This window comes from Rhizobium sp. No.120, assembly GCF_054558365.1.
Genome location: NZ_BAAJNQ010000017.1, coordinates 81282 through 94856 on the forward strand (window position 1 = coordinate 81282; position 13575 = coordinate 94856).

Consider the following 13575-nt stretch of genomic DNA (forward strand, 5'->3'; position numbering starts at 1 on the left):
CCTCCCTGAATGACCATCAAACGATCAAGCGGCAAAATCGAATGTCTTCGTGTCCGCGCCCTCAAGCCTCAGCAGATAGGCCTTGCGCTCGAGACCGCCGGCGAACCCGCGCAGATCACCAGCCGAACCCACTACGCGATGGCAGGGCGCGATGATCGAGATCGGGTTGCGGCCATTGGCGGCGCCGACGGCGCGGATCGCCTTTGCCGAGCCGATCTCGGTCGCGATCTGGCGATAGCTGCGCGTCTCGCCGAAGGGAATGGCGAGCAGGGCCTGCCAGACCTTCTGCTGAAACTCCGTTCCGGCAAAATCGAGCGGCAGATCGAAAACCTGTCGTTCGCCGGCGAAATATTCGCGGAGCTGCCGCTCGGTTTCCAAGAGCACGGGATGGCTGTCATCTTCCGCCACGATCAGCAAGGGCACACGGCCTGGGCGATCATTGTCCCAGAGGATCGCGGCAAGCCCATCATCGCTGCCGACGAGCTTCAATGCGCCGACGGGCGAGTTCATGATCCGATAGACATACTGCTTTTCCGCATTTTTCGAGGCTTTGGTCATGCCGATATCCTTTCTTTGAATTGCGCTCATGGCATCGGGCGAGATTACCTCTGATGGAGCGCTTATGTCCCCATTGGACCGCAAATGACCGTCGCCAACCACCCGAAAACGGACGCCGGGCGCGAAAACCCCGGCATTTCCAGATTTGTGTGCCCAGCCGCAAGATGACGCAGCCGCCATGCGCCCGCTTGGGGAATGTACTGGAATTGTGTAGAATCGCGGAAAGCCAGCTCGTCACGCATGCGGAGCTCGATATGACTGTTCGCCCGCCACGCAACTTCAATCCCTCTCAAACCAAAGAAACCGGGCTTGGCATTCTCGAATATGAGATGATGTCGGAACGCGCCAGCACGCTCGGCCATCATGGCATGAAGGTGGAAGCGGCGCTTGCAGCCTTGCAGGAGAGCGAGGCCAACGGCAAGGAGGGCGTCGAGCACGAGCGGCTGGTGGACATCGCGGCGCAAGCCGTCTGGGCCATGTTCATCCATCGCGAGATCTGCGGCCTGCGCAACGGCCGCGATGTCATCCAGCGCTATGGCATTCCGAACAAGGTGCTCGCGCGGCTCGGCGCCAGCCCGAGACATCCCTGACTATTAGGATTTCAAGATCGCCTGGAAACGCGGATCGAAGGCGTGGCCGATCGGCTCTGCCGCCGCACCGCGCGCTACTGCCCAAGGATCGGTCATGCCGAGCTGCAGGCGCGGCAGCAACCGATCGGGACGATCGGCATTGGAGGGTAGGAGCGGTTGCATGGCAGCAATCAACCGCGTCGCGAGCGCCGCCGGTGCGCCGCCGCACAGAATCACCGTCTGTGGGTCGAAGATTGTTTCGATGAGCTGCACGCTCCAGCGCAGATCGACCGCCGCCCTCTCGACCCAGGCGAGAATATCGGGATCGTCTGCAGCTGCGCGCTTATCTATCAGCGAATAGATATCCGGCGCCATCGGATCGACGCCGAGGTGATCGTAGAGTGAAGCCAACGAGGCGCGATGCTCCAGCTGGGTCTGTTTCCCGCCTGATGTCAGCAGCGCCATGCCGATTTCGCCGGCATTGCCATGGGCGCCGCTATAGAGCTCGCCGCCGAGGATGAGCCCGGCACCAATACCATAGCCGACATAGAGGCAGACGGCATGGTCGAGGCCATGTGCGGCGCCGACCATGCGCTCGGCGGTCGCGCAAGCCGCGGCGTCATTCTGCAGGGTGACGTTGAGGCCAGTTCCGGCCGACAGCGTTTCGAGCAGCGGAAAGCGCTGCCATGCGCCCATCATCCAGGGATTGTCGGCATCCTCTTGCTCGATGCCGAAGGGACCCGGCATCGCCACGCCGAGGCCGACGAGGCGTTTCTCCGCCTGCGCCACGCGTTGCCGAAGCTCGACGCGCACGTCTTCTATCAGTTTCAGAACCACCGGTGTGCCCGTCGCCGGGCCACCGGCCGGCAAATTTGCTTCCTTGCGGATGAGGACATTGCCGACGAGATCGACGGCGATGGCGCGGGTGATGTGCCGGTCGATCTGCAGCCCGATGGCGAAAGCGCCTTCCGGCACCAAGCCATAAGGGGTCGAGGGCTGGCCGCGGCCGCGTCGCACCGTTTCCCTTGAGGTCACCAACCCGTCGTGCTCCAGCTCCTCCATGATGTTGGAGACCGTCTGTTTCGTGAGGCGCGTGGCGCGAGCGAGGTCGGCGCGGGAGAGCGCACCATTCAATCGCAAGGCGTCGATGATCACCCGCCGGTTATGGGCGCTGGTGCCCTCGTGGTTCGTTCCGCTGGTAGCCCTGATCGGGCGAATATCGTTCATCTGTTTTTGCCTCTTGACAGCAATAGAATATTGAAGAAGAAATTAGTCAAGACAATTGACTTAAAAGAAACCACAGAGTTTCATCAGGGAACTTAAGCGACGCTCCGATCAATGTTCGGCAGCCAGCCCGGCCAATTGCCTGCTCGACAACCGATGGCGACGTTAGCCGCCTTTGGAAAAATCGCGTGACTGTCAAAAACTGGAGGATGGAATGTTGAAATCATTGAACAAGACATTGCTGGGCGCGGCGCTGATCGGCGCATCCCTCGCCTCGCACGCCTTTGCCGAAACCACGATCAATGCCCTCTTCATGGCGCAGGCTGCCTATAGCGAAGCCGATGTGCGCGCCATGACGGATGCCTTTTCCAAGGCCAATCCGGACATCAAGGTCAATCTCGAATTCGTCCCTTATGAAGGCCTGCACGACAAGACCGTGCTGGCGCAGGGTTCTGGGGGCGGCTACGACGTCGTGCTCTTTGACGTGATCTGGCCTGCCGAATACGCGACCAACAAGGTTCTGGTCGACGTCTCCTCGCGCATCTCCGACGACACGAAGAAGAGCGTTTTGCCAGGTGCCTGGACGACGGTCCAGTATGACGGCAAGTACTATGGAATGCCGTGGATCCTCGATACCAAGTACCTGTTCTATAACAAGGACATCCTTGACAAGGCCGGCATCAAGACGCCGCCGAAGACCTGGGACGAACTGAATGAACAGGCGAAGATCATCAAGGACAAGGGTCTTCTCGCCACCCCGATCGCCTGGAGCTGGTCACAGGCCGAAGCAGCAATCTGCGACTACGCCACACTCGTCAGTGCCTACAAGGGCGACTTCATCAAGGACGGCAAGCCCGACTTCCAAACCGGCGGCGGCCTCGATGCCCTGAAATACATGGTCACCAGCTACAAGTCCGGCCTCACCAACCCGAACTCCAAGGAATTCCTCGAAGAGGACGTCCGCAAGGTCTTCGAAAATGGCGATGCCGCCTTCGCGCTGAACTGGACCTACATGTACAACATGGCGAACGACCCGAAGGACAGCAAGGTCGCGGGCAAGGTCGGTGTCGTCCCGGCACCGGGCGTTGCCGGCAAGAGCGAGGCTTCGGCCGTCAACGGTTCGATGGGCCTCGGCATCACCTCTGCCAGCAAGCATCCCGACGAAGCCTGGAAGTACATCTCCTTCATGACCTCGCAGGCAACGCAGAACCAGTATGCCAAGCTCAGCCTGCCGATCTGGGCATCGTCCTATAGCGATCCGGCCGTGACCAAGGGCCAGGAAGAACTGATCGCGGCCGCAAAGGTCGGCCTCGCTGCCATGTATCCGCGTCCGACGACGCCGAAATATCAGGAACTGTCGACCGCACTTCAGCAGGCGATCCAGGAATCGCTGCTCGGCCAGTCTTCTCCGGAAGATGCGCTGAAGTCTGCTGCCGACAATAGCGGTCTCTGATAATCTCATCGGGCGGCGCCAATCGCCGCCCGCCTCTTACCTCCTCCATAAAGAATGAAAGAAGGGGCCCGCCAATGTCCGGCACCTCCATGACAACTCGCGCCTGGCTTTTGATGCTGCCGCTGCTTGTGGTGATGATCGCTGTCATCGGCTGGCCCCTCGCCGACACGGTCGGCCTTTCTTTCACCGATGCGAAGCTTGTGGGAACCGGCGGCAATTTCGTCGGTATCGACAACTACGCGAAGATGCTGGCGAATTCCAATTTCCAACGGACCCTCATCACCACGGCGTGGTTCGCGATCATTTCCGTTGCCGCCGAAATGGTGCTCGGCGTGCTGGCTGCCCTGCTGCTGAACCAGAATTTCAAGGGCCGCGGCGTGCTGCGCGCGCTGATGATCCTGCCCTGGGCGCTGCCGACTGTCGTCAACGCAACGCTGTGGCGGCTGATCTATAATCCAGAATATGGCGCGCTGAACGCAGCCCTCACTCAGCTTGGCCTCATCGACGCCTACCGCTCCTGGCTCGGCGAGCCGGGCACGGCGCTGACGGCACTCATCGTTGCCGACTGCTGGAAGAATTTCCCGCTGGTGGCGCTGATTGCGCTCGCCGCCCTGCAGGCGGTACCGCGCGATATCACCGCCGCCTCGCTGGTCGATGGCGCCGGCCCCTTCAAGCGCTTCCGCTTCGTCATCCTTCCCTATCTTGTGGGGCCGCTGATGGTGGCGCTGGTGCTGCGCACCATCGAGGCTTTCAAGGTCTTCGATATCATCTGGGTGATGACACGCGGCGGCCCGGCAAACAGCACGCGCACGCTCTCCATCCTCGTCTATCAGGAAGCTTTCTCCTTCCAGCGAGCGGGGTCGGGCGCATCGCTTGCCCTCATCGTCACGCTGCTGGTCACGCTGCTTGCCGCCGCTTATGCCGCCCTTGTCCGCAAAACCGCAGGGAGTGCCACCTGATGGAACGCCAAAGCCCGCTCCTCACCTGCTTCATCTATATCTGCGCCATCCTGCTCGCCGTCGTCATCCTGGCGCCGATCGCCTGGCTCTTCATCATGAGCATTTCGCCGGCTGCCGATCTCGCCGCCAAGCCCTTGCGCTGGTGGCCGCAGACGGCGGATTTCTCGCGCTACAAGCTGCTGCTGTCGACGCTGGAAAACAGCGAGGGTGCCGCCTTCACCTCGTCGCTGCGCAACAGCATCGAAGTCGCAGGCATGGCGACGATCGCGGCAATCGCGCTCGCTATCCCCGCCGGCTGGGCCGTGTCGCGCACACCGTCTGTTGGATGGTCGCTTTCTATGGTCATCGCCACCTATATGCTGCCGCCGGTGGCGCTTGCCGTGCCGCTCTATATGGGCCTTGCCAATCTCGGCATGCTCAACAACGTTTTCGGCCTGGCGCTCGTCTATCTGACCATTCTCGCGCCATTCACGACCTGGCTTATGAAATCCGGCTTCGATTCCATTCCAAAGGAGATAGAGGCTGCGGCGATGATCGATGGTGCCGGGCTGTTCCAGACGCTGCGAATCATCACGCTGCCGCTTGCGATGCCCGTGATGGCAACCTCGGCGCTTTTCGCCTTCCTGCTTGCCTGGGATGAATTCTTCTATGCGCTGCTCTTTACCTCGGACCAGCGCGCCAAGACCCTCACGGTCGCCATTGCCGATCTCGCCGGCGGCCGTGTCTCGGATTACGGACTGATCGCGACTGCCGGTGTGCTAGCCGCCCTGCCCCCGGTGCTGATCGGCCTTGTCATGCAACGCGCCCTGATCTCGGGCCTCACCAATGGCGGCGTCAAGGGATGACCATGACCAAAGAGAAAACACGCCCCGCCGGCCTTGCCGCCATCGACCGCGAAATGGCCCGCCAGCATACCGATGCACTCGCCTCCTTCGAGGCCGCTGCCGAGATGGCCGCCAAGGCCGCTGCCTCGCTGAAACGCACCGGCAGGCTCCTGCTGCTCGGCATGGGCGGTTCCCACGCGGTCAATCGTGCCGTCGAGCCGCTCTATCGCGCCGCCGGCATCGATGCGATCGCCCTGCCGCTTTCCGAACAGCTCGGCCAACCATTGTCGCTGGCGGGCCGCACGATCTTCATGACCTCGCAATCCGGCGAGAGCGCCGAGGTCGTGCGCTGGTTCAACGAGACGGGCGGCACCGCCGAGACTTTCGGCCTGACGCTGGAGGGCAGCTCCTTCCTGGCCAGAACTGCGCCTTCTCTTGTCGGCGCCGGCGGTACCGAGCTTGCCTTCGCGGCAACCCGCAGCCTCACCATCACCTTCGCGCTGCATCTGGCGATCTTCGCCGCTCTCGGGCAGGATCCGGCGCGCGCCCTGGCCGTGCTTCGCGCGCCCGAAACGCTCGATATCAAGCCTGCGCTCGCAGCACTCGCCAATGTCGCCACGGTCGTCACCTCGGGCCGCCGTCTGCAGGGCGTAGCCGAAGCCTTGGCGCTCGGTCTCACCGAACTGTCCCGCCGTCCGTGCTTCTCCCTCGAAGGAGGCCAGCTACGTCACGGTCCGATGGAAATGCTTGGCCCCTCCATCGGCGTGGCGCTGTTCCGCGGCAATGATGCGACCGCCGGGCTCGTAACGGCAATGGCCGTTTCCGCCGCCGAGACAGGCGCGCCGGTGATCATCTTCGATGGCTCGGAGGACGAGCCGGTTCCCGGCTGCGTCTCCCTTCGCTTCAAGCCGGAAAGCGGCCTTGCCGCCATCTTCCAGATGCTGCCCGTCGCCCAGTCGCTGATGATCGCCTTTGCCGACGAGCGCGTGGAGAATGCCGGCACGCCGGTACGCTCCACCAAGATCACCCGGAGCGAATGAATGAAGCCGCTTGCAGTCATCGGCAATGTCAATATCGACCTGATCCTCGGACCGGCGACACCATGGCCAAAGGCCGGCACCGAGATCATCGTCGACCACGACGAGCTGCGCGTAGGCGGCCAGGCGGGCAACACCGCGCTTGCCTGGGAAGGTCTTGGCGTCGATTATGAGATTGCAGCCAATGTCGGCAGCGATCAGTTCGGGCGCTGGCTCAGCGAGGCATTTGGCGTGCGCAGCAGCAAATGGCCTATCAGCCCTGAGAGCACGACGCTCTCGGTCGGCATTACTCATCCCGATGGCGAGCGCACCTTCTTCACGACACGCGGCCACCTGCCGCGCTTCAATCTCGGCAACGTGCTGACTGTGCTCGACGGCAAACGACTTGCCGGCGGCTATGCGCTGCTCTGCGGCGCCTTCCTCACAGAAGATCTCACGCGGGATTACGACGCCCTGTTTGACTGGGCCGACAAGCATGGAATCACCGTCGCGCTCGACACAGGCTGGCCGCTCGACGGCTGGACTAAGGGGAATTGCGATGCCACGCGGCGTTGGCTCTCCCGCTGCGGCGTGGCGCTCATGAACGAGGTCGAAACGACGACCTTAGCCGGCATGGATGATCCGGCCGAAGCCGCGCGCGCGCTCCATGCACTGATGCCTGAAGGCGCCATCTTTGTCGTCAAGCGCGGTCCGGATGGTGCGGTCGCCATCGATGCCGACGGCAAGCTCGTTTCGGCCACGGCGCGCCGTGTCACGATCGTCGATACGATCGGCGCCGGCGATGTCTTCAATGCGGGCTTCCTGGCCGCCCTTGCCCGCGGCGAGCCGCCTGCGGCCTGCCTTTCGGCGGGGACCGCAGTCGCATCTCGCGCCATTTCCACTCTGCCGCGCAGCTACGGCCCGGCCCAAGCATCCGAGGAGGCCCTTCCATGAGCGCGCTCGAAATCCAGAACATCCGCAAAAGCTACGGCGAAGTAGAGACACTGAAAGGCATCGATATTTCGCTCGAAAGCGGCGAATTCCTGGTTCTGCTCGGCTCTTCGGGCTGCGGCAAGTCCACGCTTCTGAACATCATCGCCGGGCTTGCCGAGGCGACCAGCGGCGATATCCGTATCGGTGATCGCTCCGTGCTCGGCGTGCATCCGAAGGACCGCGACATCGCCATGGTGTTCCAATCCTATGCGCTCTATCCGAACCTCTCCGTTCATCGCAACATCGGCTTCGGCCTGGAGATGCGCAAGGTGCCTGCCGCCGAGCGCGACAAGGCGGTGCGCGAGGCGGCGAAGCTTTTGCAGATTGAGGCGCTGCTGGAGCGCAAGCCAAGCCAGCTCTCCGGCGGCCAACGCCAGCGTGTGGCGATCGGCCGGGCACTGGTGCGCAAGCCGGAAGTCTTCCTGTTCGACGAGCCGCTCTCGAATCTTGACGCCAAGCTGCGCATGGAGATGCGCACCGAGCTGAAGCGCCTGCACCAGATGCTGAAGACCACCGTCGTCTATGTCACACACGACCAGATCGAAGCGATGACGCTCGCAACCCGCATCGCAGTGATGCGGGACGGGCGGATCGAACAGCTCGGCACGCCGGACGAAATCTACAATCATCCGGCAACACTCTATGTCGCGACCTTCGTCGGCGCGCCGCCGATGAACCTTTTGAACGCAACTGCCGACCAGGGTTCGCTCCGCATCGACGGAACCTCGATCACGCTACCAATGCCGTCGAGGAAAACCGAAATTAAGCAGGACCAGGAGCTGGTCATCGGCATTCGGCCGGAAACACTGTATCTAGAGGAAGACGGCAAGCTTGAGGCCGTGTGCGAGGTTGCGGAACTCACCGGCCCGGAGCTGATCGTGACGGCACAAGCCGGCTCGCAGCGGCTGATGGCCTGCCTGCCGCCGCGCACCGTGATTGCTGAAGGGCAGACATTCAAGCTCGGTTTCGATGCCAACGCGCTGCATCTCTTCGATCGCGCCACCGGGCAGCGCTGCTAATAGATCTTTGCACCCTGGAGACATGATCGCTGAGGCTGGCGCAGGCGGCCGCTGCGGTCCCCGGAGCCCGCCTGCAATAGTTTTATTTCCGTAATGTTGCCGCAAGGTGGAGCACCGAACCTGACGATGCAAACGATCGTTGGGAAAGAATCGTGTTTCAACAATTTCAACGCAGCACGCGCTGGCCGTTCATCGGGCTTCAGCTCAGCAATGTCGCCTTGAACACCAGCCACGCCTTCGCGACCGTCCTCTATCCTTGGATCATGTACGACCTCACCGGCAGCGTCGTATGCATGGCGCTGATCGCTTTCGTGAACGGCGTGGTTCTTCTGATCGGCATGGTTTTTGGCGGCTATGTGGCGGAGATGCTGGGCACGCGCCATACCGCGCTCATCTCCGCGAAGATCGGCATGCTGTCGTCGTTGATGATCGCGATCCTTTATATGGCAGATTTACTGCATCCTGGCACCTTCCTCCTTCTCAGCTTCGCGGGGTCGATCCTCGACGGTCCGGCAACTGTTGCCACCGAGGCGAAGACGCCGGAAATCGCACGGCTTTCAAGACTGTCATCCGCTGCAGCCGCTTCCATCGACGACACGATCGACGGCCTCCTGTTGCTGACGGCTTCGGCTGCCAGCGCCTTCCTCGTTGCCGTTATCGGTCCAAAAGATGCGGCATGGTGGATCGTGATCGGCAATTTCATCGCCATGATGCTGCTGTCCTTCAGCCTGCCGCGGTTCCGCTTAGGCCCGGCGCCGACGCTTGGCGGTATTCTCCGCGCCGGGAGGCGGTTCCGCACGGCGGCCGTGTCTTTGCCGTTCGCTCTTTGCGCGAGCGCTGCGCTCGGCTTCTTCATGGTACTGCAGATTTTCATCGTGCCGGCCGCTCTGCGCCTGCAGGGCGATTCGGTTGCATGGCTCGGGCTCTTCATCGCGGCATCGGCGACGGGCACGATCATGATGAACCTGCATCTCGCATCGCGCCATGCCGCGCCGGCGCCTGCGGCCATCGTTTCGAAGGCTCTGCTCGGCCTGGCCCTTTCGATGGGTATTCTATGGGTCGAGATTTCGCCGCTGACGATGATGGTGGCCGGTCTCGTCGCCGGATTGGCGAACGGCTGGCTTTCGCCCGCCTTCATCGAGATCCTGCAATTGAAGCCGCCACGCGACTGCCGACCCCATGCGATGGGTCTTTCCTATTCGATCGCTCTGCTGTTCCTGCCGCTCGAATACATGCTGACGGGTACTGCGATGGGCCTGACCTCGTTTCGCACAACCTGCATCTTTCTGGCATTCCTACTGTCGCTGGGGGCGGCCGTCGGCGCGGCATGGCTGGAATCCGTTCATGATGAGGAGCCGCAAGCAGGCGAATAAGCACGGGGGATGGGCAGGTAGACCGCGTGCAAGGATGCTAATCGGGCGGGTAAGGAATATCGCGCTCGAGATTGGTAGAGGCATCCTAAGGTAATAGTCGAAAGCACTGCATATCCATCCCGAAACGCGAACAGACCTTTTGAGACCTTAAAAAATAGTTAAATAAATCTATTCAATTCTCTAAAAATATTGGTAACTTTCTCAATATTCTTGAATTCTGCAATGTACTCGCAATTCTCACCGGCAAAATGACCTCCATCTCCTGAAGACGATCCGCTCCCAAGACGGACGGCACCGGAGAGCATCAGGAACCGATGTCCGGTTCTCCAACGCAAACAGAGACCTTGCGAGCGCCGAGGGATGGCGCATGGGTTTCGTATGGAGTTAGCAATGTCGCTCAGCGCAAAATCTTTCCTGTTCGCAGCTCTGGCCATGGCGGCCACAGTCAATGCTTCCGCGGCCGATCTCACCACCTATCAAGCCCCGGACGCCGGCTATGATCGGCCGCAGGCCTTTCAGTGGAGCGGCGCCTACTTCGGTGCCCACGGCGGTATCGCCTCGCCAAAGTTCAACCCTTTCGCCAGCGGCAAGGGCCTGACAGGCGGCGTGCAAGCCGGCTACAATTTCCAGGTAGGGCCTGGCATCGTCGGCGCCGAACTGGAAGGCTCCTATCTCGGAAATAACGAGCTGCGTGTGCCGAACGGCAGGGTGGAAGAACGCTTTCGCGGCGCCGCCAAGGCGAAAGCCGGCCTGACCTTCGACCGTACGCTCGTCTATGGCACCGCAGGTCTGACGATGACGAAGTTCGAAGGCAGCAGGGGCGCTTCCACCTCCGGCAGCTGGAAGCAGGGCTATCTTGTCGGCGGCGGCGTCGAACAGGGCTTCGGCGGCGGGCTGTCGGCCAAGATCGAATACAACTACGTCATGACCAACGACGTCTCCACGACGACATCGAGCGGCAAGTCGAAGACCGATCTGCGCGATCACGTCATCAAGGCCGGCCTGAACTATCGCTTCTGATCGCCGATTTGCAGAAGTCGGCATGCCTTTTCAAGCCGGGCATGCCCGACGGAGAGCGGCGGAGGATGGCTTTGAAACCCCGCTTCTATCCTCTCGCCGCTCTTATTCATGGAAATCAACCGCTTCATCTGCACACAATCGAACCAGTCGTAATCACCGCGCCTCGCATGATCGGCCGCCTTGCCGTTGCTCGAGAGTTGCTTAACAATGCAAGCGAAGAAGTGCAGCGGAGAGATGACCGCTCGGCCGAAGGATCGACCTTATGAGAAACCAAGCCCCATGGTTCCATGTCAAAGCATACGGCTACGGGGCCGGCCTGCCTTACCGTTGGCAGGGCTGGATCGCACTTGTTATCTATGCGCTGTTGTTGACGGCCATTATCTTTGTCGGTGGGCATCATGCGGATAGTCATCCAATCGGCTATGCCGCGGCGATCATCTTCCCGACTGCAGTGCTGATTTCCGTTGCCTGGTGGAAAAGCGATGCCCCATGGCGTTGGCGATGGGGCGAAATCGATGAACCCGGTCGGGATTGAGTTGATACCTTGCGAGCAGCAGCATCATCGGCTTCCGCAAGGCAGCGAGAGGGATTTATTCGCATTCAAGCGAGGGTTGGCGAAAACTCGTCACATACCAATCGGGACCGGAGCCTCGGGTATAGAAGGTGTAGAAACACCCCGTATGCTCGACATAGCCGGGCGTTTCGGTAACTTCATAACGCTTGCCGCGGCGCGTATCCCGGATTTTGCCGCTGGATTGGCCTGGCACCACCTGCGTCTTCTGCTTGCGCCATTGATAGGCACGCGCGCCCGGGCCTAGATCATAGACATTGTCCGGCGGGCCGTAGTCCAGCATCACGCTGCTGATCGGCGCGCCGATATAGCTCTTCATGATCTGCGAGGCGCAGGCCGACAGGATCAGAAGGACTGTAAGCGCAGCAATCCCACGGGGGAGCCGCTTCATGCGAATGGCAGTCATAAGAACGTCCTTTGCAACTGAAGGGAGATTGCAGGCAGGGGTACGTCTCATGGATTACGGCAGCATTGCGCTTGCCGGCATCAACCGCTTTTTATCGGGCGCCCAAGGATCTGGCGGATGCCTTCCTTTCGGAAAGGCTGCGCCAGCTGGCCGAGGAAGCTTTTCGCGACCTCGCCACGAATGCCGATATCCGTCGAAGATGGTCGATCGGGATTGAAGTAGGTGCCGAACAGCAAATCGATTAACACGACATTCTCGCCGTAGTTCGTGTTGCCCTCACGCATGTCCTTGGAATGATGCCAGCGATGCAGTCGCGGCGTGCTGAATATATAATCGAAGGCGCCGGTTCGCATATCGACGTTGCAGTGGGTGAGAATGCCTAGGAATGCCGTGACTGCGCCAAGCCACCAAAAGACCTGCAGCGGAGCGCCCATCAGATAGAGCGGCAGCTGGCTGAGGGCGACCTTGAACAGCGAATCGGCGATGTGAAAACGGCCCGTATTGATGACCCATAACCTGATAACGCTATGATGCAGCGCGTGAAAGCGCCAGAAGAACAGCCGTTCATGAGCGATCCGGTGCGACCAGTAAAGGCCGAATTCCGCAATGACCACGGCGATCAGCACTTGAAACGGCATGGGTAGTGCTGCTGGCCACAGATCGAAGCGGGCGTCGGCGAACGGCTGCAGTACAGTGGCCGCCAGCATCGGAAAAACGGCGCCGACTAGCGCGAGTAGCTGCACCACACCCTTGGTCAGCAGCGTGTGAGCGATATTATTTGCCGTTTCGCCATCAGGAAGCAGCCAGTGCCGCTCATAAGGAATATGGCGTTCGAGCAGCAGGAGCAGCAGTACCTCGCCGGCATAGACTAGCGCAAAGCCAAGCATTGGCCGTTCGCTCTCAAAGGCGAAATGGGTGAGAATCAGGCCCGAGAAGAACACCAAAGGCCAGGACGACAGCGAAAGGGCCGCTTTCATTGCGAATCCAGCCAGTCCAGCAGCTCCCTGCAGGATCGGGGCCGGCCGTCGTTAAAGCGGCCGTTCATGCATGGATCGATAAAGGATCGCCGTGCACGACTGTATTCTGCATCCGGCCGGTCCCGCCATCGATCATGCCGCCAGGCGCGCCGCAACTCCTCGCAACTGTGTGGGCGACCGTCGCTTATGCGACCATCGGTACATGGGTCATATCTATATTGAACGAGGAAAGGGTGCTGATTGCCGCGCTCCGAACCGAGTTCGGCAGCCGATAAACAGGAGCTGACGACCGCCAAGATGCAGGCCACAAGAAGAAAAGATCGCATAACCACCCGCCTTTGATTGGTCTGTTGCGCGGATGGTCTGCGATGCAGATTACGGGAGCATTGCGTTATTTCGAGAAAAAGTGCGGCAGCCGCGGATGCTTGGCGTCGCCGTTCATGCCTCTGCGCGAGGGCTACGGTGCTGGGACGGGGAGCTGTTTGGTTTGCTGGGAGGTTCTGACCCGTTCGTTAGTTGGGACAGTCCAGTGGACTGTCTGCTCGAGTCGAGCTCGAACGCCGCTGAGGCATGAGGTTTTGCCGAGACGCAAGAAGCGCGCGTTAGGCGGGCC

15 protein-coding genes are annotated in these 13575 nt (G+C 61.0%); 11 read left to right on the forward strand and 4 right to left on the reverse strand.

Annotation, left to right across the window (positions count from 1 at the left end; genetic code table 11):
* Positions 1-24 precede the first annotated feature (24 nt).
* The gene (locus ACYJRZ_RS28720; RefSeq protein WP_459464453.1) at positions 25-558 is read right to left on the reverse strand and encodes a methylated-DNA--[protein]-cysteine S-methyltransferase; all 534 of its coding nucleotides are present in this window, start codon (positions 556-558) and stop codon (positions 25-27) included.
* Between the two features lie 254 nt (positions 559-812).
* Here ACYJRZ_RS28720 and ACYJRZ_RS28725 point away from each other — a divergent pair, with 254 nt between their 5' ends.
* Positions 813-1148 (forward strand): DUF6665 family protein, encoded by a 336-nt coding sequence (locus ACYJRZ_RS28725; protein ID WP_459464455.1) that lies wholly within the window; start codon positions 813-815, stop codon positions 1146-1148.
* Between the two features lie 3 nt (positions 1149-1151).
* Here ACYJRZ_RS28725 and ACYJRZ_RS28730 read toward each other — a convergent pair whose 3' ends face one another.
* Positions 1152-2354, reverse strand: a complete 1203-nt coding sequence (locus tag ACYJRZ_RS28730) for an ROK family transcriptional regulator (protein ID WP_459464457.1) — start codon at positions 2352-2354, stop codon at positions 1152-1154.
* A gap of 211 nt (positions 2355-2565) precedes the next feature.
* On the opposite strand from ACYJRZ_RS28730, the gene ACYJRZ_RS28735 reads away from it, so the two are divergent.
* From ACYJRZ_RS28735 to ACYJRZ_RS28780, 10 genes are all read left to right on the forward strand, one after another.
* On the forward strand, positions 2566-3804 hold the full coding sequence (locus ACYJRZ_RS28735) for an extracellular solute-binding protein (protein ID WP_459464459.1): 1239 nt from the start codon (positions 2566-2568) through the stop codon (positions 3802-3804).
* A 74-nt stretch (positions 3805-3878) separates the two neighbouring features.
* Complete coding sequence (locus ACYJRZ_RS28740) at positions 3879-4763, forward strand: carbohydrate ABC transporter permease (protein ID WP_459464461.1); 885 nt, start codon at positions 3879-3881, stop codon at positions 4761-4763.
* Positions 4763-5608, forward strand: coding sequence for a carbohydrate ABC transporter permease (locus tag ACYJRZ_RS28745; RefSeq protein ID WP_459464463.1), 846 nt, complete (start codon positions 4763-4765; stop codon positions 5606-5608). The genes ACYJRZ_RS28740 and ACYJRZ_RS28745 overlap by 1 nt, the downstream gene beginning before the upstream one ends.
* On the forward strand, positions 5605-6627 hold the full coding sequence (locus ACYJRZ_RS28750; RefSeq protein ID WP_459464465.1) for an SIS domain-containing protein: 1023 nt from the start codon (positions 5605-5607) through the stop codon (positions 6625-6627). Before ACYJRZ_RS28745 ends, ACYJRZ_RS28750 begins: the two co-directional genes overlap by 4 nt.
* Complete coding sequence (locus ACYJRZ_RS28755) at positions 6628-7557, forward strand: PfkB family carbohydrate kinase (RefSeq protein ID WP_459464467.1); 930 nt, start codon at positions 6628-6630, stop codon at positions 7555-7557.
* Positions 7554-8615, forward strand: coding sequence for an ABC transporter ATP-binding protein (locus tag ACYJRZ_RS28760; RefSeq protein ID WP_459464469.1), 1062 nt, complete (start codon positions 7554-7556; stop codon positions 8613-8615). The genes ACYJRZ_RS28755 and ACYJRZ_RS28760 overlap by 4 nt, the downstream gene beginning before the upstream one ends.
* Positions 8616-8767: 152 nt before the next feature.
* Positions 8768-9988, forward strand: coding sequence for an MFS transporter (locus tag ACYJRZ_RS28765; protein WP_459464471.1), 1221 nt, complete (start codon positions 8768-8770; stop codon positions 9986-9988).
* Positions 9989-10378: 390 nt separating this feature from the next.
* Positions 10379-11008 carry an outer membrane protein gene (locus ACYJRZ_RS28770; RefSeq protein ID WP_459464473.1) on the forward strand — a complete coding sequence of 210 codons (630 nt, stop codon included), beginning with the start codon at positions 10379-10381 and terminating at the stop codon, positions 11006-11008.
* A gap of 65 nt (positions 11009-11073) precedes the next feature.
* On the forward strand, positions 11074-11274 hold the full coding sequence (locus ACYJRZ_RS28775; protein ID WP_459464475.1) for a hypothetical protein: 201 nt from the start codon (positions 11074-11076) through the stop codon (positions 11272-11274).
* Positions 11271-11543, forward strand: a complete 273-nt coding sequence (locus ACYJRZ_RS28780; RefSeq protein ID WP_459464476.1) for a hypothetical protein — start codon at positions 11271-11273, stop codon at positions 11541-11543. Before ACYJRZ_RS28775 ends, ACYJRZ_RS28780 begins: the two co-directional genes overlap by 4 nt.
* Before the next feature lie 55 nt (positions 11544-11598).
* Here the strand turns inward: ACYJRZ_RS28780 and ACYJRZ_RS28785 are convergent, their stop codons facing one another.
* The gene (locus ACYJRZ_RS28785) at positions 11599-11985 is read right to left on the reverse strand and encodes a hypothetical protein (RefSeq protein ID WP_459464478.1); all 387 of its coding nucleotides are present in this window, start codon (positions 11983-11985) and stop codon (positions 11599-11601) included.
* 80 nt (positions 11986-12065) lie between these two features.
* Positions 12066-12962 (reverse strand): ornithine lipid hydroxylase OlsE, encoded by an 897-nt coding sequence (gene olsE / locus ACYJRZ_RS28790; RefSeq protein ID WP_459464480.1) that lies wholly within the window; start codon positions 12960-12962, stop codon positions 12066-12068.
* Between the last annotated feature and the right edge of the window lie 613 nt (positions 12963-13575).